The organism is Cedecea colo (assembly GCF_011808225.1).
In the GTDB taxonomy this organism is placed as follows: Bacteria; Pseudomonadota; Gammaproteobacteria; order Enterobacterales; family Enterobacteriaceae; genus Dryocola; species Dryocola colo.
The window spans coordinates 683559-709478 of sequence record NZ_SOYS01000001.1 but is presented as its reverse complement, the minus strand read 5'-3'; the positions used below and the strand labels follow the sequence as shown (position 1 = coordinate 709478).

Annotated in this window: 24 protein-coding genes; 10 read left to right on the top strand and 14 right to left on the bottom strand. The window is 55.1% G+C overall.

Features of this window, described 5'->3' with window-relative positions:
- The first annotated feature begins 126 nt into the window (after positions 1-126).
- Positions 127-393: a DksA/TraR family C4-type zinc finger protein gene (locus E2L00_RS03195; RefSeq protein WP_167606871.1), complete on the top strand. Its 267-nt coding sequence runs from the start codon at positions 127-129 to the stop codon at positions 391-393.
- A 6-nt stretch (positions 394-399) separates the two neighbouring features.
- Here E2L00_RS03195 and E2L00_RS03190 read toward each other — a convergent pair whose 3' ends face one another.
- Positions 400-1539: a GGDEF domain-containing protein gene (locus E2L00_RS03190; RefSeq protein ID WP_236127654.1), complete on the bottom strand. Its 1140-nt coding sequence runs from the start codon at positions 1537-1539 to the stop codon at positions 400-402.
- A 203-nt stretch (positions 1540-1742) separates the two neighbouring features.
- On the opposite strand from E2L00_RS03190, the gene zntB reads away from it, so the two are divergent.
- Both zntB and ynaL read left to right on the top strand, forming a co-directional pair.
- Complete coding sequence (gene zntB / locus E2L00_RS03185; RefSeq protein WP_167606868.1) at positions 1743-2726, top strand: zinc transporter ZntB; 984 nt, start codon at positions 1743-1745, stop codon at positions 2724-2726.
- Between the two features lie 268 nt (positions 2727-2994).
- Positions 2995-3144, top strand: coding sequence for a proline-rich small protein YnaL (gene ynaL, locus E2L00_RS03180; RefSeq protein WP_167605369.1), 150 nt, complete (start codon positions 2995-2997; stop codon positions 3142-3144).
- A gap of 36 nt (positions 3145-3180) precedes the next feature.
- Here the strand turns inward: ynaL and ttcA are convergent, their stop codons facing one another.
- Positions 3181-4101, bottom strand: a complete 921-nt coding sequence (ttcA, locus tag E2L00_RS03175; RefSeq protein ID WP_167606865.1) for a tRNA 2-thiocytidine(32) synthetase TtcA — start codon at positions 4099-4101, stop codon at positions 3181-3183.
- 332 nt (positions 4102-4433) lie between these two features.
- Positions 4434-4880 (bottom strand): GNAT family N-acetyltransferase, encoded by a 447-nt coding sequence (locus tag E2L00_RS03170; RefSeq protein WP_338031890.1) that lies wholly within the window; start codon positions 4878-4880, stop codon positions 4434-4436.
- A 261-nt stretch (positions 4881-5141) separates the two neighbouring features.
- Between E2L00_RS03170 and E2L00_RS03165 the strand changes: the two genes are divergently transcribed.
- The 3 genes from E2L00_RS03165 (at position 5142) to dbpA (ending at position 7082) form a co-directional block, all read left to right on the top strand.
- Positions 5142-5339, top strand: a complete 198-nt coding sequence (locus E2L00_RS03165) for a hypothetical protein (protein ID WP_167606862.1) — start codon at positions 5142-5144, stop codon at positions 5337-5339.
- A 71-nt stretch (positions 5340-5410) separates the two neighbouring features.
- A complete protein-coding gene (gene fumD, locus E2L00_RS03160) occupies positions 5411-5638 on the top strand; it encodes a fumarate hydratase FumD (protein ID WP_167606859.1) in 228 nt (75 codons plus the stop codon).
- A gap of 70 nt (positions 5639-5708) precedes the next feature.
- On the top strand, positions 5709-7082 hold the full coding sequence (dbpA, locus tag E2L00_RS03155; protein ID WP_167606856.1) for an ATP-dependent RNA helicase DbpA: 1374 nt from the start codon (positions 5709-5711) through the stop codon (positions 7080-7082).
- Positions 7083-7180: 98 nt separating this feature from the next.
- Here the strand turns inward: dbpA and fbpC are convergent, their stop codons facing one another.
- The 7 genes from fbpC to nifJ form a co-directional block, all read right to left on the bottom strand.
- Positions 7181-8230 (bottom strand): ferric ABC transporter ATP-binding protein, encoded by a 1050-nt coding sequence (gene fbpC / locus E2L00_RS03150; RefSeq protein WP_167606853.1) that lies wholly within the window; start codon positions 8228-8230, stop codon positions 7181-7183.
- Between the two features lie 14 nt (positions 8231-8244).
- On the bottom strand, positions 8245-10323 hold the full coding sequence (locus E2L00_RS03145) for an ABC transporter permease (RefSeq protein ID WP_167606851.1): 2079 nt from the start codon (positions 10321-10323) through the stop codon (positions 8245-8247).
- Positions 10324-10387: 64 nt separating this feature from the next.
- Entirely contained in the window at positions 10388-11419 is a 1032-nt protein-coding gene (locus E2L00_RS03140) for an ABC transporter substrate-binding protein (protein WP_167606848.1), read from the bottom strand.
- A 9-nt stretch (positions 11420-11428) separates the two neighbouring features.
- Positions 11429-12757 carry an MFS transporter family glucose-6-phosphate receptor UhpC gene (gene uhpC / locus E2L00_RS03135; protein WP_167606845.1) on the bottom strand — a complete coding sequence of 443 codons (1329 nt, stop codon included), beginning with the start codon at positions 12755-12757 and terminating at the stop codon, positions 11429-11431.
- A gap of 87 nt (positions 12758-12844) precedes the next feature.
- Entirely contained in the window at positions 12845-14386 is a 1542-nt protein-coding gene (locus tag E2L00_RS03130) for an MASE1 domain-containing sensor histidine kinase (protein WP_167606842.1), read from the bottom strand.
- A complete protein-coding gene (locus E2L00_RS03125; RefSeq protein WP_167606839.1) occupies positions 14387-15016 on the bottom strand; it encodes a response regulator transcription factor in 630 nt (209 codons plus the stop codon).
- A 236-nt stretch (positions 15017-15252) separates the two neighbouring features.
- Positions 15253-18783 (bottom strand): pyruvate:ferredoxin (flavodoxin) oxidoreductase, encoded by a 3531-nt coding sequence (gene nifJ / locus E2L00_RS03120; protein WP_167606836.1) that lies wholly within the window; start codon positions 18781-18783, stop codon positions 15253-15255.
- 279 nt (positions 18784-19062) lie between these two features.
- Here nifJ and E2L00_RS03115 point away from each other — a divergent pair, with 279 nt between their 5' ends.
- On the top strand, positions 19063-19347 hold the full coding sequence (locus E2L00_RS03115; RefSeq protein WP_167606833.1) for a putative hemolysin: 285 nt from the start codon (positions 19063-19065) through the stop codon (positions 19345-19347).
- A gap of 5 nt (positions 19348-19352) precedes the next feature.
- Here E2L00_RS03115 and hslJ read toward each other — a convergent pair whose 3' ends face one another.
- Positions 19353-19778 (bottom strand): heat shock protein HslJ, encoded by a 426-nt coding sequence (gene hslJ / locus E2L00_RS03110; RefSeq protein WP_167606830.1) that lies wholly within the window; start codon positions 19776-19778, stop codon positions 19353-19355.
- 112 nt (positions 19779-19890) lie between these two features.
- Complete coding sequence (locus tag E2L00_RS03105; protein ID WP_167606828.1) at positions 19891-20880, bottom strand: 2-hydroxyacid dehydrogenase; 990 nt, start codon at positions 20878-20880, stop codon at positions 19891-19893.
- Positions 20881-21093: 213 nt separating this feature from the next.
- Here E2L00_RS03105 and E2L00_RS03100 point away from each other — a divergent pair, with 213 nt between their 5' ends.
- Genes E2L00_RS03100 through E2L00_RS03090 form a run of 3 tightly spaced genes read left to right on the top strand, consistent with a single transcriptional unit; the run spans position 21094 to position 24261 of the window.
- Positions 21094-23736, top strand: a complete 2643-nt coding sequence (locus tag E2L00_RS03100) for a YdbH family protein (protein ID WP_167606825.1) — start codon at positions 21094-21096, stop codon at positions 23734-23736.
- The gene (locus E2L00_RS03095; RefSeq protein WP_167606822.1) at positions 23733-23924 is read left to right on the top strand and encodes a YnbE family lipoprotein; all 192 of its coding nucleotides are present in this window, start codon (positions 23733-23735) and stop codon (positions 23922-23924) included. The genes E2L00_RS03100 and E2L00_RS03095 overlap by 4 nt, the downstream gene beginning before the upstream one ends.
- A gap of 13 nt (positions 23925-23937) precedes the next feature.
- The gene (locus E2L00_RS03090) at positions 23938-24261 is read left to right on the top strand and encodes a YdbL family probable chaperone protein (RefSeq protein ID WP_167606819.1); all 324 of its coding nucleotides are present in this window, start codon (positions 23938-23940) and stop codon (positions 24259-24261) included.
- Between the two features lie 40 nt (positions 24262-24301).
- Here the strand turns inward: E2L00_RS03090 and E2L00_RS03085 are convergent, their stop codons facing one another.
- Both E2L00_RS03085 and ydfG read right to left on the bottom strand, forming a co-directional pair.
- Positions 24302-24988, bottom strand: a complete 687-nt coding sequence (locus E2L00_RS03085) for a GntR family transcriptional regulator (RefSeq protein ID WP_167606816.1) — start codon at positions 24986-24988, stop codon at positions 24302-24304.
- Between the two features lie 93 nt (positions 24989-25081).
- Positions 25082-25831: a bifunctional NADP-dependent 3-hydroxy acid dehydrogenase/3-hydroxypropionate dehydrogenase YdfG gene (ydfG, locus tag E2L00_RS03080; RefSeq protein WP_167606813.1), complete on the bottom strand. Its 750-nt coding sequence runs from the start codon at positions 25829-25831 to the stop codon at positions 25082-25084.
- Between the last annotated feature and the right edge of the window lie 89 nt (positions 25832-25920).

Here is a 25920-nt window from a genome sequence, read left to right as displayed (position 1 = left end):
ATCCAGAGACTGCAGAGCGACTATCCTTTGCAGGTTATCCCGCACCGGCACCAGCCTTCGCGCAAATGCCCGGTTCCTCATCTGCTATTATTAATGACTTAAGCGCCAACTAGTCTGAGGTGGGATATGGCATCAGGTTGGGCAAATGATGACGCGGTGCAGGAGCAAATTGACAGCACGATAGACGATGCTATTGCTCGCGCGCGCAGTGAATTACCAACAGGCGAAAGCCTGACGCATTGCGAAGAGTGTGGCGTCCCTATCCCCGAACAGCGCCGTAAAGCGATTCCCGGCGTGCGGCTGTGCGTGAAGTGCCAGCAGGAAGAGGATGCCAGAAGATCCACCTTCTCAGGCTATAACCGCCGCGGTTCAAAAGACAGCCAGCTACGCTAGTCGTTCTCAGGCCTGATAGCGTTGCCAGCGATTCCTGCCCGCTGCTTTAGCCTGATAGAGCGCAGCATCAGCCTCGGCAATAAGCTGGACGGCTGAGGTGCCCGCACCGCAGCTGGCGATGCCCTGGCTCAGCGTTACGAAGGGAGCGACAGGGGAGCTTTTATGTTCCAGCGCCATCGCCTGCAGGCTCATTTTTATGCGTTCGGCAATCATTGCCGCTTGCTGCTGTGAGGTATCCGGCAGGAGCATAATAAACTCTTCGCCGCCAAAACGCGCTACCACATCCTGGCTGTTACGCGTGGCGTTCTCTATGCTATGCACCACTTTTATCAGGCATTCATCTCCCGCCTGATGCCCGTAACGGTCGTTGTATTTTTTGAAATGATCGACATCGAGCATGATAAGCGAGAGCTCAGCGTGAGTTTGATGCTGGCGCTGGATCTCTTTATCCAGCAGCAACTGGAATGCTCGCCGGTTGGCGACGCCGGTTAGCGGGTCCCGGTTAGCCAGCAGCTTCAACTGATTTATCAAATCGGCATTTTCCTGCTCGCGACGAACGGCGAGCACAAACCAGCTTCGCAGAATTCGCCTTCCCGACTCAAACAATGCCGCCATCAGGCAGTATAAAATCGCGTTCAATGCGGTGAGCGTGGTGGGATAGACGAAGTTACATATTAAAATGACTCCCCAGACCGGTAAGGTAAAGCTGAGCAGAACTCGCCCGTCAAAGTACAACGAAATCAGCGCGGTAAAGATTAACAGCGCCGAGAACGGGAAAACGATCCTCACATCACCGCTGGCGATAAAAACGTAGAAGCACAGGGCCCATAACCCGCTAAGGCAAACTATCGTTCCGCGCATAAGCTTACTAAGCCAGGGTGCCTGCTGTTCGGGGGCCATGCGCAGAATAAAGATGACCGAGGAGGAAAGGGCCAGCACCAGCACCAGTGAAACTTCCAGAAGATAGCGGGGATAATGTGGCCCGGCTGCGAGGTTGCCCGGTGAAAAATAATTACGCCCAAGGATAAATGCAGAGAAAAGTATATTTACCCAAAGAAACCATGTGCCGCTTACATTGATGGCGTGCTGGCGTACCATGCTGAGCCGTAAGTCAAAATTGGGGCAGGCTTTACGTCTGTCGGACAAACTTTTCTCTCCTGGATGGCATTAAAAAGAGATATCGCGTTGTGGTTAACTGTAGCCTGGGTGGCTATCTTGTCTAACTATTAACGAAGAGCAAACGGCTTTTCTCTAAGTAATTCAGGATGTTTGCTTAACTATGCAGGTTGAATAACAAAACAAGAGGGCTAGACTGACTACAGGGTCTTTGTCTGGCTGGGAGAAAGGAAGTGGAAGTAATTAAAGGGGCCGAACTCAATGTGCCTGACGCCGTGTTCGGCTGGCAACTGGATGGGAAGGGCGGCATCAAACCGATTGAAAGCGACGCCGTCATCGATCGTGAACATCCATGCTGGCTGCATCTCAATTATACCAATAGCGACAGCGCAGCATGGCTGGCGACAACGCCGCTGCTGCCAAATTACGTACGAGACGCCCTGGCGGGTGAAAGCCTGCGCCCACGCGTGTCACGCGTTGGAGATGGAACGTTAATTACTTTACGCTGCATTAACGGCAGCACCGATGAACGCCCGGACCAGCTTGTCGCTATGCGGCTGTATATGGACGAGCGCCTTATCGTCTCGACTCGTCAGCGACAGGTTCTGGCGCTTGACGACGTGGTTAACGATTTGAACGAAGGCACCGGGCCTGTGAACTGTGGCAGCTGGCTGGTGGACGTTTGTGACGCGTTGACCGATCACGCCAGCGAATTTATCGAACAGCTACACGACAGAATTATCGATCTCGAAGATAACCTGCTCGATCAGCAAATCCCGCCGCGTGGCTTTCTGGCGCTGCTGCGCAAGCAGCTAATTGTGATGCGTCGTTATATGGCTCCGCAGCGGGACGTCTACGCACGTTTATCAAGCGAGCGGCTGCCGTGGATGGATGACGATAATCGTCGTCGCATGCAGGATATTTCAGACCGCTTAGGGCGTGGGCTGGATGAGATAGATTCGTGTATCGCCCGCACGGCGGTGATGACTGACGAAATTGCGCAGGTAATGCAGGAAGCGATGGGGCGACGGACCTATACCATGTCGCTGATGGCGATGGTGTTTTTACCCAGCACCTTCCTTACCGGACTGTTCGGCGTAAACCTTGGCGGCATCCCTGGCGGCGGGTGGCATTTTGGCTTCAGCCTGTTCTGCGTTATGTTGGTGGTTCTGATTGGCGGTGTTGCCTGGTGGTTACATCGCAGTAAATGGCTGTAAAATTTCACATTTTTAACATAACCGGTGGTAAAAAAGGCTGATTAATTTGAGCGAAGTCAATAAACTCCCGCGAGGTTAGAGGCAATATCTCTCCTGCAGGTGAATGCAACGTCAAGCGATGGGCGTTGCGCTCCATATTGTCTTACTTCCTTTTTTTAGAATTACTGCATAGCAAAATTGATTCATACCATGCCGACTTTAACCGTCGGCTTTTTTTTGTCTGCGATTTGTTGTCTATGCTTAAAGGGAGAACTAACAGGAGGAGCGTATGACTTTTCACCGAGGCATGTTTATGAGCGACCCAACTCCCAGCGATCCGGTGCCGAATCCCGATCCTTTCCCAAAACCGCAGCCGATACCCGATCCGCCCGTTGACCCCGATCCGAAGCCTATCATCGATCCGCCACCGCATATGTAAAGGCTTCCCTCTCCGTTGCGGAGAGGGGAGTCAGCATCATTTAATTTCCAGCACGTCCAGACGCTGCAGCGGCGTTTCACTGTCGTCTTCTTCTGGTTGCCAGCCGGCAGGCTGCATCGGCAGTTCTTCACGATCGAATGCCAGATCGCCGCCATTCACCACTTCCGCACCGTGCCTGAGGCCTTTGAAGTCAAACAGTTCGGTATCACACAGGTGTGAAGGCACCACGTTTTGCATCGCGCTGAACATGGTTTCGATCCGGCCAGGGTAGCGTTTATCCCAGTCGCGCAGCATTTCACCAATAACCTGACGTTGCAGATTCGGCTGCGAACCGCAGAGGTTGCACGGGATGATAGGATATTCGCGCGCGATGGCGAAACGCTCGATATCTTTCTCGCGGCAGTAGGCCAGAGGACGAATAACGATATGCTTACCGTCATCGCTCATCAGTTTTGGCGGCATGCCTTTCATCTTTCCGCCGTAAAACATATTCAGGAACAGCGTTTGCAGGATGTCATCACGGTGGTGACCAAGCGCGATTTTAGTCGCCCCCAGTTCCGTAGCCGTGCGATACAGAATGCCGCGACGCAGGCGAGAACACAGAGAACAGGTTGTTTTACCTTCCGGGATCTTATCTTTTACGATGCCGTAGGTGTTCTCTTCGACAATCTTATACTCAACGCCGATGCTCTCCAGATATGCCGGCAGGATATGCTCCGGGAAGCCAGGCTGTTTCTGATCGAGGTTAACCGCCACCAGGCTGAAGCTGATGGGCGCGCTTTGTTGCAGATTGCGCAGAATTTCCAGCATGGTATAGCTGTCTTTACCGCCGGAGAGGCAAACCATAATGCGGTCGCCGTCTTCGATCATATTGTAATCAGCAATGGCTTCACCGACGTTACGGCGCAGACGCTTCTGGAGTTTGTTGAGATTGTACTGTTCTTTTTGACTGGTCATGGAATTCTCGGGCTGTAAACCAACACGCGTAACGCGTAATGCTGGCGTGTATGGTACGGATTGCGGCGACGAATGCCAGCACGTTTTATAGCGGCGTTCCGGCGCGCATCGATTAAGGGTGGCGCGGAATGTGGATCAGCGCATTTGGATAACGGTGTTCGCCAGATTTCGCTATTTTTCAGGAATATTGCGGACGGCCGCATCTCGCTGTATATCCGATCCGTACTGGTGGCGTGAAAGCCGTTGGGATAAAAATTCTTCCAGCGGCATGCAGTACATCTTGTTGTTTATTCACACTTACAAAGGTAAACCCTCATTTGGTTTACAAATAATCAATCACTTACATCCTGCGTAGAGGTGCCGCTTCCCTTATGCAAAACATGCCATTCATTTATATCGAGTTTATAAACCTGACTGGGCAGCGAATGAGGAACATCATCCGTCGTGCCCGTTAAGCGCAATCCTGCTTTTATCAACACACGCTGAGACGCGAGATGATCGGGCCTGACAACAGCCGTAATTTCCTGCAAACCAAGCGTTTCGAAACCATGCGTCAATGCAAACTGGCAAAATTCAGTCGCGATTCCTCTTCCCCAGACGTCGGTAGAAAATCTGTAGCCCAGGTTATTGGTAAGCGAACCATTGAGCGTGCGCACGGAGATGCCCGCAAACCCGACAATGCGCTCAGGCGCCTCCCGCAACGAAATGGCCCAGTTACCGTAGCCATGCTGTTTATACTCTTTTATCCAGTCGCTGAGTCTCGACCTTGCAAATTCGATGCCTGGCTAAGGGCCAGCAGGATTGAAGGTATTGGTCGCCGGATCGCCATAAATCCGGTAGAGATCGGCAGCATCGTCGGGAGTTAACTCTCTTAACATAAGGAACCTGGTAAAATAGTGCATTAATTACCCCGTCGGGCGAGCGCGGTTTCTGGCGCTTAGCTAAAAGAGCCTGAGGATAATGTAAGTTTTCCCGCTGGTATATGTGGCAATTAAAAGTTGTGCTAATTTTTTTAGGGGTAATAAAAAGAGAGCAGGGTAATGAGCCAGGATGAAGAACGTGCGCAGCTAATCGGCTGCGCTATTGGGGCGGCAGTGGTAAGTCTGATAGCTGAAGGAACCGCAATTAATCGTGACAATATCGTCATCGAACTGCACCGGCAGGGAAAAGTAATCGGCGACGGCGCAGGAAGCATGATAAGTCACGCGGCGGTTGAGATTGTGATGCGAGGACATTAAAAGAGAGTCCGGCCTGAAATCCCTGGTGGCATGATGCTATGCTGTTACGCGAATTTAAAAATGGAGCGAGCATGGGAAACCAGACCAAAGACGAAGAGCTGTACCAGGAAATGTGCCGCGTTGTAGGCAAGGTGGTTCTTGAGATGCGCGATCTGGGTCAGGAGCCCAAACATATCGTCATAGCTGGTCTGCTGCGGGCTTCGCTTGCCAATCAAAAAATCAAACGCTCTGAGCTAACGGCCAGGGCGATGAGTAAGGTAATAAGCGCGTTGTCCGGCGTTAAATACGTAGATAAATGACCCTGCCAGCCGAAGCTGCTAGAATGCGCGCCAGCCGCTGACCGACAGCCCCTTTATCGAGAATATAATTGTGACCTCTTTTTCTACCCTAAACATTCTGCCTGCGGAACAACTCGCCAATCTTAACGAACTGGGCTATCACGCCATGACTCCCGTTCAGGCTGCTGCCTTGCCCGCCATTCTTACAGGGAAAGATGTCCGTGCTCAGGCGAAAACCGGCAGCGGTAAAACCGCAGCATTTGGTCTGGGTCTGCTGCAACACATTGACGCCAGCCAGTTTATTACCCAGTCGCTGGTTCTGTGCCCAACGCGTGAGCTGGCGGATCAGGTTGCTAAAGAACTACGCCGTCTGGCGCGCTATATGCCAAACATCAAAGTGCTGGCCTTATGCGGCGGACAGCCGTTTGGCGTGCAGCGCTATTCCCTGACTCACGCACCGCACATTATCGTGGCCACGCCGGGTCGCCTGCTCGATCACCTGAAAAAAGAGACGGTGAAGCTGGACGCGCTGCAAACGCTGGTGCTGGACGAAGCCGACCGCATGCTGGATATGGGCTTTGCCGATGCGATTGACGAAGTTATCGCCCACGCGCCGGCCAAACGCCAGACGCTGCTGTTTTCCGCTACCTGGCCGACGGCAATTGCCGCTATCAGCAGGCGCGTGCAGAACGATCCGCTGGCTATCGAAATCGACTCTGTTGACGAACTGCCGTCTGTCGAACAGCAGTTCTATGAAGTTTCGCGCGGCGGCAAAATTGGCCTGCTGCAAAAGTTGCTCAGCAAACATCAGCCTGCTTCCTGCGTGGTATTCTGCAATACCAAAAAAGATTGCCAGGCCGTATGTGATGCGCTGAGCGAAAGCAATCAAAGCGTGCTGGCGCTGCATGGCGATATGGAACAGCGTGACCGTGACCAGACGCTGGTGCGTTTTGCCAACGGCAGCAGCCGCGTACTGGTGGCAACGGATGTCGCCGCTCGCGGTCTGGACATCAAAGCGCTGGAAATGGTGATTAACTACGAGCTGTCCTGGGACCCGGAAGTGCACGTTCACCGTATCGGGCGTACCGCTCGCGCCGGGGAAAGCGGCCTGGCAATCAGCTTCTGTGCCCCGGAAGAAGCGCAGCGCGCAAGCGTGCTGGCAGATATGTTAAGCCTTTCTTTAAACTGGCAGCAGGCGCCGACCGGTATCAGCATCAAGCCGCTGGAAGCAGAGATGGCGACGCTGTGCATCGACGGCGGCAAAAAAGCCAAAATGCGTCCGGGCGATATTCTCGGCGCCATGACCGGCGATATGGGGCTGGATGGAGCCGATATCGGCAAAATAGACGTGCATCCAGTCCATGTCTACGTTGCCGTTCGTCAGTCCGTTGCCCGCCACGCCTGGAAACAGTTGCAGCAGGGTAAAATCAAAGGCAAATCCGTTAAGGTTCGTTTGCTGAAGTAACCTGCGATAAAAGTCGGGTGGCGCTTACGCTTACCCGACCTGCTAAATAGTAAGGTGGATAAGCATAAGCGCCATCCACCGGTTTCAGGCAACAAATTCTAAGCCGCGTCCGCCAGCACAAACATGCCGTACGGATGAATCTCCAGATAATAATTATCACCTACGTCAGGCTGCAACCGCGTGGCGTTCACCTGCAACAGTAGCGCCTGGCCGTGCCATTCCACCGTTACTTCATACTGCGGCCCCATATAGGCGACGTGACGAACCACGCAGCGCTGGCATTCCGCGCCGTGTTCGCTAAGCGTAATGGCTTCCGGGCGCACGCCTACCGTACCTTCTGCCTGTGAAATCGCCAGTTGCGCAGGACGTGGCAGACAATAGCCGTGGATCTCCACATAATCGCTGCCGAAGCGCGCCGGGAAGACGTTGGCATCGCCCATAAAGCTCGCCATAAAGCGTGAGGCTGGCTGGCGATAGAGCGTTTGCGGGCTGCCAATCTGCATAATCTCGCCTTTGTTCATTACCAGCACCGTATCCGACACGGCAAACGCCTCGCTCTGATCGTGGGTGACGTACAGCGAGGTAATGTTGAACTGCTTTTGCAGCTCGCGGATTTTGTCGCGCATGCTGCGCCTGAGGTTGGCGTCAAGGTTACTGAGCGGCTCATCGAACAGCAGCACTTTCGGCTTGAGGATTAATGCCCGTGCCAGCGCCACACGCTGCTGCTGGCCGCCAGAAATTTGATCGACAAAGCGATCTTCAAATCCTTCCAGATCGACCATCGCCAGCGCTTCCTGCACGCGGGCTTTAATTTCTGCCCGTGGCGTGCCCAGCATCTTCAGGCCATAGCCGACGTTATCGCCAAGCGACATATGCGGGAACAGGGCGTAAGACTGGAATACCATGCAGATATCACGCTGCTGGATTGAACGGTGGGTTACGTCTTCGCCATCAATCAAAATCTGCCCTTCGGTGGGCTTTTCCAGCCCGGCCACCAGGCGCAGCACCGTGGTCTTGCCGCAGCCGGACGGGCCGAGCAGGGTGACCATTTCGCCTTTTGGAATAGCCAGATTGATGCCGCCAAGGACGGTATTATTGCCAAACCGTTTCGTGACGCCGCGCAGTTCTACAAAATGAGGTTGTGTCATGGGTTACTCCGTAATCACGCGTTGGTTTTGGCTTTCGAGCGCGAAATACGCGCCTCGCCAATCAGCCAGTCAAAAATGAAGATGATCGTCAGCATCACGACGATCAGAATCGAGCCATAGGCGATAGCCACGCCGTATTCGCCGTCTTCAACACGGTTAAGAATGTAGGCCGTCGCTACGCGGGTATCCGGCGTCACAAGGAAAACAATGGCGCTGACCGTGGTAATGGCGCGTACAAAGCTGTAAATAAGCGCGGAAAGGATCGCCGGGCGCAGTAACGGCAGCAGGATATTGATAATCGTACGCATGGAACCGGCGCGCAGGCTCAGCGAGGCTTCATCCAGCGACTTATCAATCTGTCCCAGTCCGGCAATCCCGGCACGAATTCCCACCGGCACGTTGCGCATTACCATCGACATAATCACGATGGCGGCGGTGCCCGTCAGGTAAACCGGCGCGCTGTTAAAGGCGAGAATATAAGAGACGCCTGCCACAGTGCCCGGCACCGCAAAGCACAGCATGGTGGTGAATTCGATGGTTTTTTTGCCGCGGAACTGCTGACGCACCACAATCCAGGCGATTAACAGCCCGAAGAAAGCGGTAATCGGTGCGGCAATCCCGGCGTAAAGCAGGGTATCAAGCAGCGAAGGCCAAGCGCCGTCGCTCATGCCCTGGCCGAACAGCTTAATGAAATTATCCAGCGTCAGGGTGTAATCCACGCCCCAGTTCACCGTAAAACTGCCGTAGAAAATGCTGCCGTACAGCAGGGCGTTAAACGCCACCCACACGGCCAGCAGAGCGATAACCGCCCATACCAGCGTGACCGGCAGCGGCTGCACGTCGCCACGGTTGGATTTGCCGGAAACCGTTACGTACGAACGCTTGCCGATCCACATGTACTGAATGCAGAACACCAGCAGCGAGAACAGCAGCAGGAATGCGCCGAGCGTGCTGGCCGCCTGGTAATCAAGCTGCGAGCCGGTGATGTAGAAATAGATTTGCGTGGCGAGCACGTCGAAATTACCGCCCAGTACCAGCGGGTTACTGAAATCCGCCAGCGACTGCACAATCACAATCAGGAAGGCGTTCGCCAGCGCCGGTTTTAACAGCGGCAGGAATACGCCTTTGAAGGTTTTCCAGCGCGTGGCGCGCAGCGTGTAGGAAGCTTCTTCAAGCGATGGATGAATCGTTTTTATCGCGCCATCAAGGATCATAAACGCCATTGGCGTAAAGGCCAGAACCTGCGCCAGCCAGATGCCGGTAAAGCCGTACAGCCAGTTGGTATTGGTCAGCCCGAACCAGTTCACCATCAGCTCGGTGATATAGCCGGAGCGGCCCATCATCAGCGTCACGCCAAGCCCGACGACAAAAGGCGGCGTAACGATCGGCAAAATGGAGAAAATGCGGCCGATAATTGCGCTGCGCTTAGCGATGCGCGTGGTGTAAATCGCCAGCACAAGACCGAAGAACGTACAGCCAATTCCCACGGCAATCGACAGGCCGATGGAGTTAATAATCACCTGCACAATGTGCGCCTGGCCGAGCACCGCCATAAACGCCAGCGGCGCAAAATCCCCGGCGTCGTTGGTGAACATCGGGATGAAGATAGCGATGCTCGGCCAGACGATAAATACGCTAATCAGCGCCACAATGGTCACCAGCGAACCAATAACAAAGCGGTCGCCGCCCAGCCATTCAAGGCGGGCCAGGGCGAGGGTAATAATCATGCCCAGCGCGATAAACAGCACGATGGTGGCGTAGCCCATTCCGCGCCCGCTTACCGTGGCGCTTACTACCACAAAAGCCATGCAGACTAAGGCCCAGCCAGCATCGAAATAGTGGCGCTGTTTTTTCTCAGGTCCCGGCTCGTTGAACGGGCGCAGCAGCAGTAAAGAAGGCAGGATGTACCACAGCAGGCTGATGTTTAACCCGGACCAGCCGTAGGCGTCGAGGATCTCATCAGAGGTGGATTCAAACAGGCCGTAATCCAGGCTCCAGCTCGGCAGCAGGGCAAAAGCCAGCCAGCACAGCGCTACCCACCAGATAATAGCGTCCCGCTTTTGCGGCGTGCGCAAAAGTAAAGTTTCAGACATAGATGCCTCATCGGCCAAAAGAAAAGAGAAGGCAGGTGACAACGTCACGTCACCTGCTGGCAGGTTAGTTACCCATCTTCACATCGTTAACCCATTTGCCGATCAGCGCCTTACGCATGTCGGTGGCGCCGTATTTATCCATGTCGTAATTGATAAGCTTCAGATCGTTGAGCTTCAGGGAAAGCGGCGAGGATTCAGCGGTGGTATTGGTCAGTATCTGATAGGACTTACCTTTCTGCCAGGAAAGCTCCTGCGCTTCTTTTGACAACGCCCAGTCAACGAACAGCTTAGCATTGTCGATATTGCGCGCGCCTTTCAGAATGCTGACGCCGCCAATTTCATAGCCGGTGCCTTCGCAGGGCGAAATCAGCTCCAGCGGCGCGCCGTTCTCTTTTTCCAGCGAGTAATCATGCAGGAAGCCGATGCCAATAGCCGTTTCGCCACGCGCGGCGTTACGCGCCGGGGCGATACCGGATTTGGTGTACTGTGAAATATTGCCGTTGAGTTTTTTCAGGTAATCAAACGCCTGATCTTCTCCCCAAAGCTGGGCAAAGGTCGCAAGAGCGGTGTAAGCCGTGCCCGAGCTTTGCGGATCGGCAATCTGGATTTCGTCTTTGTAGATTGGGTTAGTCAGGTCCTTCCAGCATTTGGGTACCGGCAGGTTTTTCTCTTTCAGGCGTTGGGTATTGACGCCAAAACCAAGAATACCGACGTAGACGGCAGAGGAGTAGTTCCCTTTGCGTTTAGCCGGATCGCGGAACTGCGGCATGATCTGCTCAAGGTTGGCCGATTTATAGGGCATCAGCAGATCCATCTCGCCCGCCTGCGACTGCGGATCAAGCGTGCCGCCGTACCATACGTCGGCCTGCGGGTTTTTCTTCTCGGCATCCACTTTCGCAAGCGTGCTGCCGGAGCCGTTACGGATAAACGACGTTTTCACATCGTACTTTTCGCTAAACGCTTTGGCTTCCGTTTCGCACATTTCGTTAGTGGCGCTGCAATAGACCACCAGACGGCCTTTCGCCTGGGCTGCGCCCGAAAGCGTTGCCAGCGCGACGCCTGCGGCAACCAGAGAAGAGAGCACGGTCATTTTCATATTATTATCCTAAGTGTCCTGAGGTAAGGTGATGGCCGGATCCATGGCCCCAATACTCCTGTCCTGCGCGCTGATACCCGCCATTAATAGCGGCATCAGCAAAAATCCAATCAGTGCGGCGGCGATGGTCAGCAGCCCAAACATTCCCGACCAGCCGTAACGCTCAATCACCAGCGACAGCGGCCAGCCCGCCAGCGCTGCGCCTAAGTATGCAAATAAGCCCAGAAAACCGGTTACGGCGCCCGCGGCCTGTTTGTGGCTGCATTCCACCGCTGCGAGGCCAATCAGCATCTGCGGGCCGAACACGAAGAAGCCGATAGCAAAAAAGCACATCGCCAGCAGCGCGTAATGGTGCACCGGCGAGAGCCAGAGGGCGGCAACGGAGATAAACAGCCCAAGGGAAAACAGCAAAATAATCGGCGCACGCTGGCCGCGAAACAGCAAATCCGAACCCCAGCCTGCAAACAGCGCCCCGAACAGTCCGCCCATTTCAAACAGCATCACCGTGGCGTTGGCGCTGAGTAAATTTACGCCGTGGCTTTCTGCCAGCCAGATGTTGCCCCAGTCGTTTAGCGCGATACGAATCAGATAAACCAACACATAACTCACGCCGAGCAGCCAGATCATCGGATTTTGCAGCACCGTGCTGCGAAACATCTGCCACAGCGGCATGGCGGGGCTAAGCTGTACCTGGCTCATCTCCAGCGGATCGTGCCGCCAGACGCCTACCGGCGGGAGGCCTGCTTCTTCCGGCGTGCCGGTTAAGCGACGACATAGCCAGACTCCTGTCACGATGCCGATAATCCCCGGCGTCAGCAGCGCCGCCTGCCAGCCAAACCACAGCGCCATCAGCGCGGAAATCATCGGCACCGCAGCACCGCCCAGGTTGATGGAGGTATTCCAGCATCCCCACCAGAAACCGCGTTCATTGCGCGAGTACCAGTGCGTCAGCAACCTTGCGCAGGGCGGCCAACCCCAGCCCTGGAAAAACCCGTTCAGCGTCCAGATAAGCAGCAGCATCGTCAGGCTGCTGCCAAAGGCAAACAGAATATTCAGCACGCCGGTTGCCAGCAGGCCAACGCCCATAAACCAGCGATCGCCGCGTCTGTCATGCCAGAGCCCTGCGGCAAACTTCGACAGGCCGTACGAGAGATAAAACAGCGTGCCCATCAGGCCGATATCGCTCTTGCTCAGCCCGAGGTCAATCTGCATCGCCGGAAGAACAAAGCTCACGCTTTTACGTGTCAGGTAAAAAGCGGCGTAGCCCACCACCATCGAAAACAGCAAACGCGGGCGCCAGTAACGATAATTACGACCAATAGTTTGCTCAGAAATCATGAGATTCCTCCGGGTTGAAAAGACTATAGAAAACGACGGCAGAAAGGGGATGAGACAAGGTTTTAGGCAGCTAAGACTTTTTCCTGGTTATCCCTGATTTTGTTGAATAAGTGTGGGCAGGTTAACAATTATGCGCGTTCCGTATCGTCCTTCGAGCGTCAAATCGCCACCTAAAGCGCGGATGCGCTCCCCGATGCCCCGTAAACCAAAGCCTGCATGCATATCGCCGCCAAAACCAACGCCGTCGTCCTTCACCTCAAGCCGCACGCCGTGTGGCTGTAAAGTAAGGGAGACGTCGACGTGGCTTGCATCAGCGTGCTTGCAGATATTGTTCAGCAACTCCTGCACCAGACGATAAAGCGTGAACACCACGGTATCGCTGGCGGGTTGCCCTGGAAGATCGTAAGTAAAACGGCAGACGATGCCGCGTTCGGCAAAAGCAAATTCCTGCATCAGGTGATGCAGGGCTTTCTCAAGGGACATCTCATCAAGCACGGGCGGGCGAAGCTGACGCAGCAGTTGGCGGGTGGAGTGATGAATACGCTGGGCAAGCTGGTTTATCTGTTCGGCGGCAAGCGTTGCCGCATCGCCGTTGGCGGTACGCTTCACCAGCATCGACTGGATCTGTATCGCGGTAATGTTCTGGCCAATCTCGTCATGCAGCTCGCGGGCGAGATCCTTGCGCGTGTCTTCTTCGGCATGCACCAGCTTTTCCATTAGCTCACGCCGGGCCTGTAGCTCGCTTTCCAGCCGCTGGCGGTAACGATGAAGATTGTTTGCCAGATGCTGCTGACGGCTGATGGCAATCCCCAGGCCGATACCGAGCAGCGCCTGGGTCGACAAAAACAGCTCCATCTCCATCAATCCGTTAAAGCCGGTGCCAATTTGTCGGGCGATAGTGATCATTATGCTGCCAGGCAGCGCCGCCAGCACGCCGCCTTGCCAGCCAAACTTATAGGCCATCACCACGTTTGGCAGAAATACCACGATCAGCAGCAGGCGCTCAATTTCCGGCGACAAAACCATCTGCGCGCCAACGCCAATAATAAAAAACAGGCTACACCAGATAAGCAGCGAAGTACGCAGCGGCGGATTTGGCGTTTCCTGCGCCAGCAGGCTTTCCTGATGCTGCTGGCTCAGGTATTCGTAAATCAGGTACACGAAGGGCGTCAGCAAGATTCCGCCGGTAAACGCGGCCAGCAAGATTTGCGACGACGAGCTTGCCAGGAAGGGGCTAAGCGCCAGCGTATGCAGCAGAGCATCGGCGGTAATCGCCGCCATCAACAAAGAAAGCCGCTGCCAGTAGAGCATGAAGCGATGCCAGTAACGCTGCACGTATAGCGCCGGGATCGCGCTGATAAGTGGGGAAAGCAGCATTACCGGTTCGGTCATTAACTGTTGCTGCCACAGCCAGCCCAGCAGCCCGATAACCGAGACAAACAGGGCAGGCCAGTAACGACGATGCAGCAGGATCAGCAGCGCGAGGTACACGCCCTGCGGCAAAAGTAAGGTGGCCTGCTGGCCGTTGCTGGTGAGATAGAAGCTAATGGTCCACAGCGCCAGCCAGCCAAGCCCCCAGGCAAAGACGATAAACAGCGACAACAGCAGGTAACGCCAGGAACGTCTCATTTAGTGCCCGGTCAGCAACTGATGGTCGAGGGCAAAATGCACCAGCTCGATAGTGCTTTCACATTGCAGCTTGCCGAGGATATTGGCCCGGTGCACGTGCACCGTTTTATGACTTAGCCTGAGCATGTCTGCGATATGTTTCACGCTTTCACCCTGCACGAGAAGATCAAAAATTTCGTGCTCGCGAGGGGTTAAGCCTGCAAGCGCTTTTGCGGGTTGCCCTGCATGGCGCAACGCCCGCAGCGCGTCGGCACATAAATAATGCCCGCCCATGCCAACGGTACGCACGGCCTGTACCAGCTCTTCGGGGCCGCATCGCTTGGTGAGATAGCCGCTGGCACCGGCATCCAGCGCGCTTTGAACAAAGGCGGTAGTATCGTAAATGCTCAGAATAATGGCGCGAAAGCCAGGATGCTGCTGGCGCAGGCGTTTAAGCAGGCTCAGCCCGTTTTCGTCAGGCATGGCTACGTCGAGCACGGCGACATCCGGGGGAGATTTGATAAGCGCAGGCCATGCCTCGGCGGCGGTGCTGAACTGTCCGGCAATGTGAATATCGGTTTCGAGGCTCAAAAGCTGGGCAAAACCGGAACGCACCACAACGTGGTCATCAACTAAAGCAACGGCAATCATCGTTCTGCTCTATTAAGGAAGGCAAGGCGACATGATGCGCACGAATATATTCTTCGCAACGGCTACGTTGGGAATATGTTATGGGAGTAGCAAAAAGGACGGCCTTCTCTGGAAGGAGGAAGGGCAAGTCGTGTAGAACGGGCTGGGGATAATCTCGATCGGTTCTCTCCTCCAGGGAAAGACTTTCTCGAACGTTTCCCTCTCCCCAAAGGGGAGAGGGTCAGGGTGAGGGGAAATTATTCGCTGGCTGCTTTCTCCGCTTTACCCGCCATCTGCGCCAGGAAATCGTAGCGTTTTTGCAGATCTTCGGCGGCGTCTTTCCACAGCTGCTCAGCCACCTCCGGCTGCTGCGAGTTCAGGCGACGGAAGCGCTGCTCTTTTATCAGCGTATCGGCCAGCGCATCCGACGGCGGACGGGAATCCAGCGCCAGCGGCAGTTTGCCTTCATCCGCACGGCGCGGGTCAAAGCGGTACAGCGGCCAAAAACCGGTTGCGGTGAGCTGGCGCATCTGATCGTGGCTCAGCGCCAGATCGTAACCGTGCTCTTCGCAAGGGCTGTAGGCGATGATTAGCGACGGCCCCGGATAAGCCTCCGCTTCCTGAATCGCTTTCACCGTCTGGTTCAGCTGCGCGCCAAGGGAAATCTGCGCCACATAAACATGCCCGTACAGCATCATGCTCACCCCAAGATCTTTACGTGCCTTGCGCTTGCCGTGCTCGCCAAACTTGGTCACCGCGCCGAGTGGGGTAGCTTTGGAAGCCTGGCCGCCGGTGTTGGAATAACACTGCGTATCCAGCACCAGGATATTAACGTTTTCTGTCAGGCTCAGCACGTGATCGAGGCCGCCAAAGCCGATATCGTAGGCCCAGCCGTCGCCGCCGATGAGCCAGATAGATTTTTCTACCAGCGCATCTGCATCGGTCAATAGCTGACGGGCATCGGCGTCGTCCACGTTCGCCAGATGCTGACGCAGCGCGGCAATCTGCTCGCGGCGAACTTCCGGCGTGGCTTCGGCGTGCAGCTGCGCGTTAAGCTCCGCCGGCAACCGGTCGGCAAATTTTTCCAGCAGGCGCATCACGCGTACGCGGTGCTGGTCAACCGTCAAACGGAAGCCCAGGCCAAACTCGGCGTTATCTTCAAACAGCGAGTTCGCCCATGCCGGGCCGCGCCCGTTGGCGTCGGTAGTGTACGGTGTGGAAGGCAGGTTGCCGCCGTAAATCGATGAACAACCCGTAGCGTTGGCGATTAACAGGCGATCGCCATACAACTGGGTTAACAGCTTAATGTAAGGCGTTTCACCGCAGCCAGAGCAGGCGCCGGAATATTCAAACAGCGGCGTCAGCAGTTGGGAAGTACGAATATCGATGCGTTCCAGGCTGGCGCGATCCATTTCCGGCATCTTAAGAAAGTAATCATAGTTCTCTTTCTCAACTTCAACGTGCTCAAGGCGCGACATCATATTGATGGCCTTGATTTCCGGGTTCTGGCGATCTTTCGCCGGGCAGACTTCAACGCACAGGTTACAGCCGGTGCAGTCTTCCGGCGCCACCTGCAGCACATATTTCTGGCCGCGCATGTCGCGGGATTTCACATCCAGCGATTGCAGAGCGGCAGGCGCGGCGTCCATAACCTCCGGCTGCACCACTTTGGCGCGAATCGCCGAGTGCGGGCAGGCTGCCACGCAGTGGTTACATTGGGTACAAATCTCCGGCTTCCAGATGGGGATCTCTTCGGCGATATTACGTTTTTCCCACCGCGTGGTGCCCAGCGGCCAGGTGCCGTCCGGCGGCAGCGCGGAAACCGGCAGCGCATCGCCAAGACCTGCAAGCATGGCGGCGGTAACGGTTTTTACAAAATCTGGCGCGGCATCGGACACCACCGGCGGCCGCAGCGGGCTGCTTTCGTTTACCGGTTGCAGCGCAACTTCCGCCAGCATTTCGCGGGACATTGCCAGCGCCTGCCAGTTCCGTTCAACCAGCTCCTGGCCTTTGCTGCTGTAGCTTTTGGCAATCGCACCCTGCAATTCAGCCAGCGCGCTGTCGCCTGGCAGAATGTTGGTGAGATGGAAGAAGGCCATTTGCATAACGGTGTTGATACGCGCGCCAAGCTGACATTCACGGGCAATTTTCGCCGCGTTAACCACAAAGAAACGCGCTTTCTTCTGATGAAGTACCGCCTGAACCTCCTGCGGCAGGCGGTGCCAGACTTCATCCGCACCGTACGGCGTGTTAAGCAGGAAAATGCCGCCCGGCTTCAGGCGTTCAGCCATCTGATATTTGTCGATAAACTGTAGCTGGTGACAGCCAACGAAATCAGCGCGGTCGATAAGATAAGTGGAGTTAATTGGATGCTCGCTGACGCGCAGGTGAGAAACCGTCAGGCCGCCCGCCTTTTTCGAGTCATAGACGAAATAGCCCTGGATAAAGAATGGCGTAGAGTTGCCGATGATTTTGATGTTGTTTTTGGTCGCCGAAACGCTGCCGTCGCTGCCCAGACCATAAAACAGCGCTTCGAGCTTAGCGCGGGATGGCAGGGTGTTTTCCGGCAACGGCAATGACAGGTTGGTTACGTCGTCGTAAATACCGACGGTAAAGCGCGGGCGCGGCTTCGTCTCTTTTAATTCGTTAAATACCGCCAGCACGCAATCCGGCCCAAACTCTTTGGACGAAAGTCCATAACGCCCGCCGATGACGCGCGGCAGCGTTTCACGATCGCCGCGGTTAAAGGCTTCGGCAAGCGTGGTCATCACGTCCAGATACAGCGGTTCCGCCAGCGCGCCCGGCTCTTTGGTTCTGTCCAGCACGGCAATGTGACGCGCGCTTACCGGCAAGGATTCCAGCAGACGATCGGCAGAGAAAGGGCGGAACAGGCGGACTTTCAATACGCCAACTTTTTCGCCGCGGGTCAGCAGCTCATCGACAACTTCTTCGCAGGTGCCGATGGCGGAACCCATCAGGATAATCACGCGCTCGGCCTGTGGATGACCATAATATTCAAATGGACGATACCGGCGGCCGGTGACTTTCGCAAAACTGTCCATCGCCTGTTCGACATGTTCGTAAACCGCGTTGTACCACGGGTTTGTTGCTTCGCGGGACTGGAAATAAGTATCCGGGTTGGCAGACGTGCCGCGAATAACGGGATGTTCAGGGTTCAGCGCGCGGGCACGATGTTCATCGATTTCTTTTTGCGGGAGCAATTCAAGAATAGTGCTGTCCGCCAGCGGGACAATTTTATTGATTTCGTGTGAAGTGCGGAAACCGTCGAAGAAGTGAATAAACGGCACGCGGCTCTTTAAGGTTGCGATATGCGAAATCAGCGCGAAGTCTTGTGCTTCCTGAACGCTGCTGGCGCAAAGCATGGCGCAGCCGGTCTGGCGAATGGCCATCACGTCCGAGTGGTCGCCAAAAATAGAGAGCGCGTGTGTAGCCACGGTGCGGGCGGCCACGTGCAGAACAAACGGCGTTAGCTGCCCGGCCAGCTTGTAGAGCGTGGGGATCATCAGCAGCAAACCCTGCGATGAGGTAAATGAAGTGGAAAGGGCGCCGGTTTGCAGCGCGCCGTGCACGGTGGCGATTGCCCCGGCTTCCGACTGCATTTCTACCACGCGAGGCGTATCGCCCCAGACGTTCTTGCGGCCATCGCCGGACCAGGCATCCGCCTGCTCGGCCATGGTTGAACTCGGTGTTATCGGGTAGATGGCAATAACTTCACTGGCGCGAAACGCCACGGAGGCGACCGCACCATTGCCGTCGATAGTGATCATAATTGACCCTTACAAAGCGCTAAAATAAAAGGCTCGCATTACGGCGGCGGCCCTGAATAATGCTTTAAGTTTAGCAAAGGCCAGAAAGCGCGATTTTCGCTTTTGTGTGCTCGCCGTTGCCCGCGCGCAGGGTGGCTGGTGGGAATTATCTGAAGTTTTATGCCAAACAGTGATCCATTTCGCAAAAACAAACACTTTTTCTTGCTCGCGGCTCTCGACGTAGCGCGGAGATGGCGCTTATGATTCCTGGGGTTTGCAACGTTCAGGGGGAGAAGAGTAATGCGCGCTGCGTTTTTAGCCGGGTGTGCCGCTTTGTTGTTATCGACAACGCTTTTATCGGCATGCAGTAATAATGAACCACCTCAACAAGCCACTGCCGCGCATGTCCAGCCGGGAATGAGAGCTGCTATGTCAAATCAGGGACAGGCGAGCTGCGCCATGATTGGTGGAACGCTGAGCGTTGCTCGTCAGCTTGACGGGTCGGCAGTCGGGATGTGTGCTATGCCCAACGGCAAACGCTGCAGTGAAAACGCGCTTGCCGCCGGATCCTGCGGAACCTTCTAACGGAATCAGTTGCCCAGATCGGCCAGTTTATACACTAACGTATGCTGGCTGGTTTTCAGCGTTAACTGCTGCTGTGCCAGCTCAACCTTCGCGCCTGCGGTCAGCATATCGTTGATCGTGCGATCGAGCTCGTTAAGCTGCGGTTCAGCACACAGCATCATGGTCATTCCCAGGCCTTTCGCCTTCAGGATATTGTCGGCAAGCGTTGCCTGGCCCATAAAGCGGTTACACATGCTGCCGGCGATATGCATATTTTCCCCGAAGCTCAGCTCCGGCATACGCCTGATCCCTTCCAGGGGCTTACCGTCCACGCTTTGTAAAATATAGCGATGATGCTGCAAATCTTGTGCGGTAACGGTTCCCGTAGCAGCGGATTGCGCGCAACCAGCCAGAACCGTTGCTGCCAGCATCAGCGAAGCTAATTTTTTCATTCCTTCTCCCTAAGTTATTTATTACATCAATGCGTTGTCGCCACTTTGGCAAAAAGTACATCAGGCTGCGGTAAGGATAACCTTACAAGCTAAGCGCTATCCGCCGTAAGCATTAATTGACCTGATTAGCACAAGGTTCGCCGCTTTCAAGCTGGCGCAAATTTTCAAGCGTCGTTTCGGAAATACTGGTCAATGCTTCGGCCGTCAGGAACGCCTGGTGTCCGGTAAACAGCACGTTGTGGCAGGCGGAAAGGCGACGAAATACGTCATCCTGAATGACGTCGTTAGATTTATCTTCAAAGAACAGATCGCGTTCGTTCTCGTACACGTCCATGCCCAGCGCGCCAATTTTCTGCGTCTTCAGCGCTTCGATAGCGGCCTGAGAATCGATTAAGCCGCCGCGGCTGGTATTCACGATCGTCACGCCGTCTTTCATCTGGCTAAAGGCGGTGCGGTTGAGCAAATGGTAATTTTCCGGCGTCAGCGGGCAGTGCAGGGAAATAACGTCGGCCTGCGAGAAGAGCGTCGGCAGATCGACATATTCTACGCCCATATCCAGCGCCGCCGCGCTTGGGTAAGGATCAAACGCCAGCAGGCGCATACCAAACCCTTTCAGGATACGCAGCGCCGCAAGGCCAATTTTACCGGTGCCGATGACGCCTGCGGTTTTACCGAACATGGTAAAACCCGTTAACCCTTCAAGCGAGAAGTTAGCATCACGGGTGCGCTGATAGGCCCGGTGTATGCGACGATTCAGACACATCATCATACCGATGGCATGCTCGGCTACCGCTTCCGGAGAATAGGCCGGCACGCGCACAACGGGCAGGTCCAGCTCTTTCGCCGCCTCTATATCCACGTTGTTAAAGCCCGCACAGCGCAGGGCAATAAACTTCACGCCCAGTTTTTTCAGCTCTTCGAGCACCGGACGGCTGCCATCGTCATTAACGAAAATACATACGCCATCGCAGTCATGGGCGGTTTTGGCGGTTTTTTCCGTTAACAGGAAGTCATAAAATTCAATATCAAAGCCATATTTCTGGTTAACATTCTCCAGATACTTTTTGTCGTACTGTTTTGTGCTATACACCGCCAGTTTCATAAGACTTTTCTCCAGAATAATTTAACGTAAAATTACCATGCTTAAAATTTTCTTACCATTATTAAAAATAAGTTTTGATAAGCGCGAGAGGCCCGCCGGTTATCGCTCATCTAAGCTTAGTCGATGGCGTTGACTTCACGCCCGGCCCGAATCATGACAGAATCATTGCATATTTCGGCATAAATTGTCGCTGAATCAGGATATTAACCGCCCATGAAGGGTAAATATAAAGCTATTATTGCCCTCGCGCTGATACTTATCTTGCTCCCGCTGACGCTGCTGTTGACCATCGCCAACTGGCTGCCGACGCTTGCCGGCATCTGGCTTCCGCAGGGCACGCGAATTGCCATGGAGGCCAGCCCGCGCCTGAGCCGCGGGGCGATTATTATTCCCGATCTTCGCTATCTGGCCGGGGAGTGCGAACTGGCAAACCTGAAAAACGCCAGGCTAAGTCATCCGAGCCGCTGGCGGCTGCATGTGAATGAACTCACCCTTAATCCTGACTGCATCAGTAAAATACCTGCCGATAATTCCAGCCCAGCCGCGCCGCGCACGCTTGCCCAATGGCAGTCCATGCTGCCCTATACGCTGCTGACTATTGATAAAGTGAACGTCACGCCGTGGCAACGGTTTGCCGGTGGGTTGCGTGTCTCGCTGACGCCAGCCCGGCAAGAGGTGCATTACGCCGGTCCGCTATTAACCCTTGATGCAAATCTGCAAGGCCAGAAGCTTGAGCTACAGCAACTTAAAATCAGCGCGTTCGAAGGCATGGATCCGATTGAGCTGGTCGGCACAATCACGCTTGCGCTGGTGCCGAACGGTTTGCCGGAGCAGGGACGCATCACCACCGCGCTGCGCATTCCACAGGATCCTGCGCCTGTTAACGCAGTGCTTGACTGGTATGAAGACGAGGGCGCTTTAACGCTGCGCAAATCAGATGGTGACGAACCGCTGGTTTCGTTGCCCTGGACCATCAGCCAGAAGATCTTCGAAATCAACGGCGGACATTGGTACTGGCCTTATCAAGGATTGCCGTTGCGTGGCGGCATCGCCCTGCGCGTGGACGACTGGCAGCAGGGGCTGGAAAACGCCACGTTTAGCGGACGCATGAATGTGGTAACCCAGGGCCGCGCCGGCAAGGGCAACGCGGTGCTGAACATCGGGCCGGGCAAACTGAGCATGACAAACAGCGCTTTGCCGCTACAGCTAACGGGCGAAGCTAAACAGGATGCGCTCGTTTTCTATGCGGTACTGCCCGGCGAGTTAAGCGGCGTCCTGACCGATCCGCAGCTGCTGTTCAGGCCAGGCGCGCTGCTGCGCTCCCGTGGCCGGGCAATTGATTCGCTGGATATCGACGAAATCCGCTGGCCGCTGGCTGGCGTGCGCCTCACGCAGCAGGGTGTAGACGGGCGTTTACAGGCCATTATCCGCGCTCACGAAAATAAAATGGGCAACGTTGTCTTACACCTTGATGGCAAAGCCGACAATTTCCTCCCCGATGCCGGACGGTGGCAGTGGCGTTATTGGGGCAACGGAGCGTTCACACCGATGAACGCTCGCTGGGATGTGAGCGGCAAAGGCGAGTGGCGCGACAACGTTATTGAACTGACCGCGCTTTCGACGGGGTTCGACAAGCTCCAGTACGGCTCGATGCTGATGGACAAGCCGCGTCTGGTGCTGGAAAAACCCATTCACTGGCAGCGCGCAGAAGGTCGTTCCTCCTTTACCGGCGCCCTGTCGCTGGATGCCGGTAGCACGACGTTTACCGGCGGCAGCACCTTGCCTGCCTCCACGCTGAAATTTAGCGTTAACGGCGAAGATCCCTCTTCGTTTCAGTTTAAGGGCGATCTCCATGCCGGTAAGATTGGCCCGGTGCGCGTGACGGGCCGCTGGGATGGCGAACGTCTGCGCGGTAACGCCTGGTGGCCGGAACAGACGTTAACCGTTTTCCAGCCGCTGATCCCGCCGGACTGGAAGATGGATCTGAAAGGCGGCAATCTTTATGCACAAATCGCTTTTTCCGCCGCGAGCGGGCAAGGCTTCGAAGCCGGCGGGCACGGCGTAGTGAAGGGTGGGAGCGCATGGCTGCCGGATAACCAGATCAACGGCGTCGATTTTGTTCTGCCGTTCCGCTTTAGCGAGTCGACCTGGCACCTGGGAACGCATGGCCCGGTTACGTTACGTATCGGAGAAGTAAAAAACCAGGTGAGCGCGCAAAACGTTACCGCCGACCTTGAAGGCTGGTATCCGTGGAGCGACACGCGGCCTCTGGCGCTAAGCAACGTGAGCGTTGATATACTGGGCGGCAAAATTCTCATGCAGCAGCTCCGTATGCCGCAGCGGGACGCCGCGTTGCTTCGGCTACAGAATATTTCTTCGAGTGAGTTAATCACGGCAATCAATCCCAAACAGTTTACGATGTCCGGGCGCGTTACCGGCGCGCTGCCGCTGTGGCTTAACCATCCGCAATGGATTATCAAAGATGGCTGGCTCACCAACCCGGGTCCGCTGACGTTTCGCATGGATAAAGATATGGCCGACGCCATCGTTGCCAATAATATGGCGGCGGGCGCGGCCATAAACTGGCTGCGCTACATGGAGATCGCGCATTCGTGGACGAAAATTAACTTAGATAATCTGGGCGTGATGACAATGAGCGCCAGCGTAACGGGGATAAGCCACGTGGAGGGCAAGAAAAACACCGTTAATCTCAACTATACCCATCAGGAAAACCTTTTTACGCTGTGGCGGAGTTTACGCTTTGGCGATAATTTACAGGCCTGGCTGGAACAACACGCCGCACTGCCGGAGGCGCGCTGTCAGACATCCGGCAAAGCATGTGAGGAAAGACAATGAAAATATTTATCGCCGCAGGACTGGCGGCCGGAACGCTGGTGCTTTCGGGCTGTACGCCGCGCATTGAAGTTGCCGCGCCGAAAGAACCCATCACCATCAACATGAACGTGAAAATCGAGCATGAAATTCATATCAAGGTGGATAAGGATGTGGAAAATCTGCTTAAAAGCCGCAGCGACCTGTTCTGATGAGGGGTGACTAATGAAAACCGTAATCAAAGGCGCGCTGATTTGCATCCTGATGTTCAGCCAGCCGCTGTGGGCCATAACGCTGAACGAGGCTCGTCAGCAGGGGCGGGTAGGGGAAACGCTGAGCGGCTACATCGCGCCCGTCAGGCAGGATAAAGAAACGCTGGCGCTGGTGAAAAGCATCAACGAGGCAAGGGCGTCGCGTTATCAGCAACTGGCCGACAGCAATAATATTTCCGTGGATGAAGTCGCGAAGCTTGCCGGGCAAAAGCTGGTAACGCGTGCGCAGCCGGGCGAGTACGTGCGCGGCATCAACGGGCAGTGGATGAGAAAATAATCAGGCCCACGCTGAAATCGCCAGCATGGGCGAGCCTGCTTTACTCTTCGCTAAACCAGTCGCTGTTTTCCTGGCGGATCAACAGAATTGACTGGCTAATCTCATGCAGATGGCGGTGCATGGCCTGATCCACAGCATCTTCATCGTGTTTCCTGAGCGCTTCAAAAATAGCGTAGTGCTGCGCCAGCAGCATTTCCGGCGGGGAAACATGATCGAGACTCATATAGCGCACGCGGTCCATCGTCGCTTTGATGTTTTCAATGGTATCCCAGGCCAGGCGGCAATCGGCCACCAGCGCCAGTTGCTCATGAAACTCATCATCGAGCTGGAAAAAATCGTCCAGTTGGTTACGTTCAATGGCAACGCGCTGCTGATTTAAGAGCTGCTCAAGCATATACAGGTGGCTTTCTGTCGCCATGCTTGCGGCCCGCTTTACCACGGCGCGTTCAATAGCCTCGCGAAGAAAACAGCCATTCTTCACATGATTGACGGAAATCTTATTCACGTACGTGCCGCGCTGGGGACGAATCTGTACCAGCCCCGTTTCCGCAAGCTTAATAAAAGCTTCCCGCACGGGCTGACGGGAAACGTCAAAACGAACGGAAACTTCTTTTTCAGAAAGCGGGGTGCCGGGCGGAATTAAACAGCGGACGATGTCGCGGCGCAGAATACGATAAATTTGCTGGTTAACGGGCAGCCCAGGATTGAGAACCGAAGATGAAGGCATGACTTTATTTCTTATTTAGAAAACCTATGCAAATTTAACACTTATTTGCGAAATCTCCCATACCCGGACAGCCCGCCGGGCAGGGAAAGGGCGTTATTCTTCGCGGTATACGCTAAGCCCGGCAAAGGTCTGGCTCACCGGCATCATTTCAAGCGTGTTGATATTGACGTGTTTTGGCAACGTCGCCACCCACCAGACGGCTTCCGTTATATCTTCCGGCGTCAGCGCGTTGGCATTTTCGTAGGTTTTATCCGCTTTGCCGTCGTCGCCTTTAAAGCGCACGTTAGAAAACTCGGTGCCGCCTACCAGACCCGGTTCGATATCGGTCACGCGAACGGCCGTTTTATGCAGGTCGGTGCGCAGATTCAGGCTGAACTGGCGTACAAACGCCTTGGTTGCGCCATAAACGTTGCCACCGGCATACGGCCAGCTTCCGGCGGTAGAGCCGATATTGATAATATGCCCACGGTTGCGTTCCACCATGCCCGGCAGAACGGCGCGGGTCATATATACCAGGCCTTTATTATTGGTGTCGATCATCGTTTCCCAGTCGTCGGGATCGGCCTTATGCGCCGGCTCCATGCCCAGCGCCAGACCTGCGTTATTCACCAGGATATCAATATCACGCCATTCGGCAGGAAGCTGCTCCATTGCCTGTTCGATGGCGGCGCGGTTACGCACATCGAGCTGTAGCGTCAGGATGCTGTCACCCAGCTCCTTTTTCAGCTCCAGCAGACGCTCCTGGCGACGGCCGGTTGCAATCACTTTATGACCATGCTGTACAAAACGACGGGTGATGCTTTCGCCAAAGCCAGCGGTGGCACCGGTTACCATAATAATCATGTCACTGTTCCTCAACGCTTTTACGTCGTAATACCTTAGCATGCCGGGAAGGGCTTACGATAACTGAAGTTGTAAGAGTCGCACAGAGC

Excerpts from the sequence above, each read along its gene's own strand:
- E2L00_RS03085 (WP_167606816.1), bottom strand. The coding sequence starts at position 24,988 with ATGCCTTCATCTTCGGTTCTCAATCCTGGGCTGCCCGTTAACCAGCAA.
- E2L00_RS03095 (WP_167606822.1), top strand. The coding sequence starts at position 23,733 with ATGAAAATATTTATCGCCGCAGGACTGGCGGCCGGAACGCTGGTGCTT.
- E2L00_RS03115 (WP_167606833.1), top strand. The coding sequence starts at position 19,063 with ATGCGCGCTGCGTTTTTAGCCGGGTGTGCCGCTTTGTTGTTATCGACA.
- fbpC (WP_167606853.1), bottom strand. The coding sequence starts at position 8,230 with ATGACACAACCTCATTTTGTAGAACTGCGCGGCGTCACGAAACGGTTT.
- E2L00_RS03100 (WP_167606825.1), top strand. The coding sequence starts at position 21,094 with ATGAAGGGTAAATATAAAGCTATTATTGCCCTCGCGCTGATACTTATC.
- nifJ (WP_167606836.1), bottom strand. The coding sequence starts at position 18,783 with ATGATCACTATCGACGGCAATGGTGCGGTCGCCTCCGTGGCGTTTCGC.
- ydfG (WP_167606813.1), bottom strand. The coding sequence starts at position 25,831 with ATGATTATTATGGTAACCGGTGCCACCGCTGGCTTTGGCGAAAGCATC.
- E2L00_RS03145 (WP_167606851.1), bottom strand. The coding sequence starts at position 10,323 with ATGTCTGAAACTTTACTTTTGCGCACGCCGCAAAAGCGGGACGCTATT.
- uhpC (WP_167606845.1), bottom strand. The coding sequence starts at position 12,757 with ATGATTTCTGAGCAAACTATTGGTCGTAATTATCGTTACTGGCGCCCG.
- ttcA (WP_167606865.1), bottom strand. The coding sequence starts at position 4,101 with ATGACCAGTCAAAAAGAACAGTACAATCTCAACAAACTCCAGAAGCGT.
- E2L00_RS03125 (WP_167606839.1), bottom strand. The coding sequence starts at position 15,016 with ATGATTGCCGTTGCTTTAGTTGATGACCACGTTGTGGTGCGTTCCGGT.
- hslJ (WP_167606830.1), bottom strand. The coding sequence starts at position 19,778 with ATGAAAAAATTAGCTTCGCTGATGCTGGCAGCAACGGTTCTGGCTGGT.
- E2L00_RS03195 (WP_167606871.1), top strand. The coding sequence starts at position 127 with ATGGCATCAGGTTGGGCAAATGATGACGCGGTGCAGGAGCAAATTGAC.
- fumD (WP_167606859.1), top strand. The coding sequence starts at position 5,411 with ATGGGAAACCAGACCAAAGACGAAGAGCTGTACCAGGAAATGTGCCGC.
- E2L00_RS03105 (WP_167606828.1), bottom strand. The coding sequence starts at position 20,880 with ATGAAACTGGCGGTGTATAGCACAAAACAGTACGACAAAAAGTATCTG.
- E2L00_RS03165 (WP_167606862.1), top strand. The coding sequence starts at position 5,142 with ATGAGCCAGGATGAAGAACGTGCGCAGCTAATCGGCTGCGCTATTGGG.
- E2L00_RS03140 (WP_167606848.1), bottom strand. The coding sequence starts at position 11,419 with ATGAAAATGACCGTGCTCTCTTCTCTGGTTGCCGCAGGCGTCGCGCTG.
- E2L00_RS03130 (WP_167606842.1), bottom strand. The coding sequence starts at position 14,386 with ATGAGACGTTCCTGGCGTTACCTGCTGTTGTCGCTGTTTATCGTCTTT.
- E2L00_RS03090 (WP_167606819.1), top strand. The coding sequence starts at position 23,938 with ATGAAAACCGTAATCAAAGGCGCGCTGATTTGCATCCTGATGTTCAGC.
- ynaL (WP_167605369.1), top strand. The coding sequence starts at position 2,995 with ATGACTTTTCACCGAGGCATGTTTATGAGCGACCCAACTCCCAGCGAT.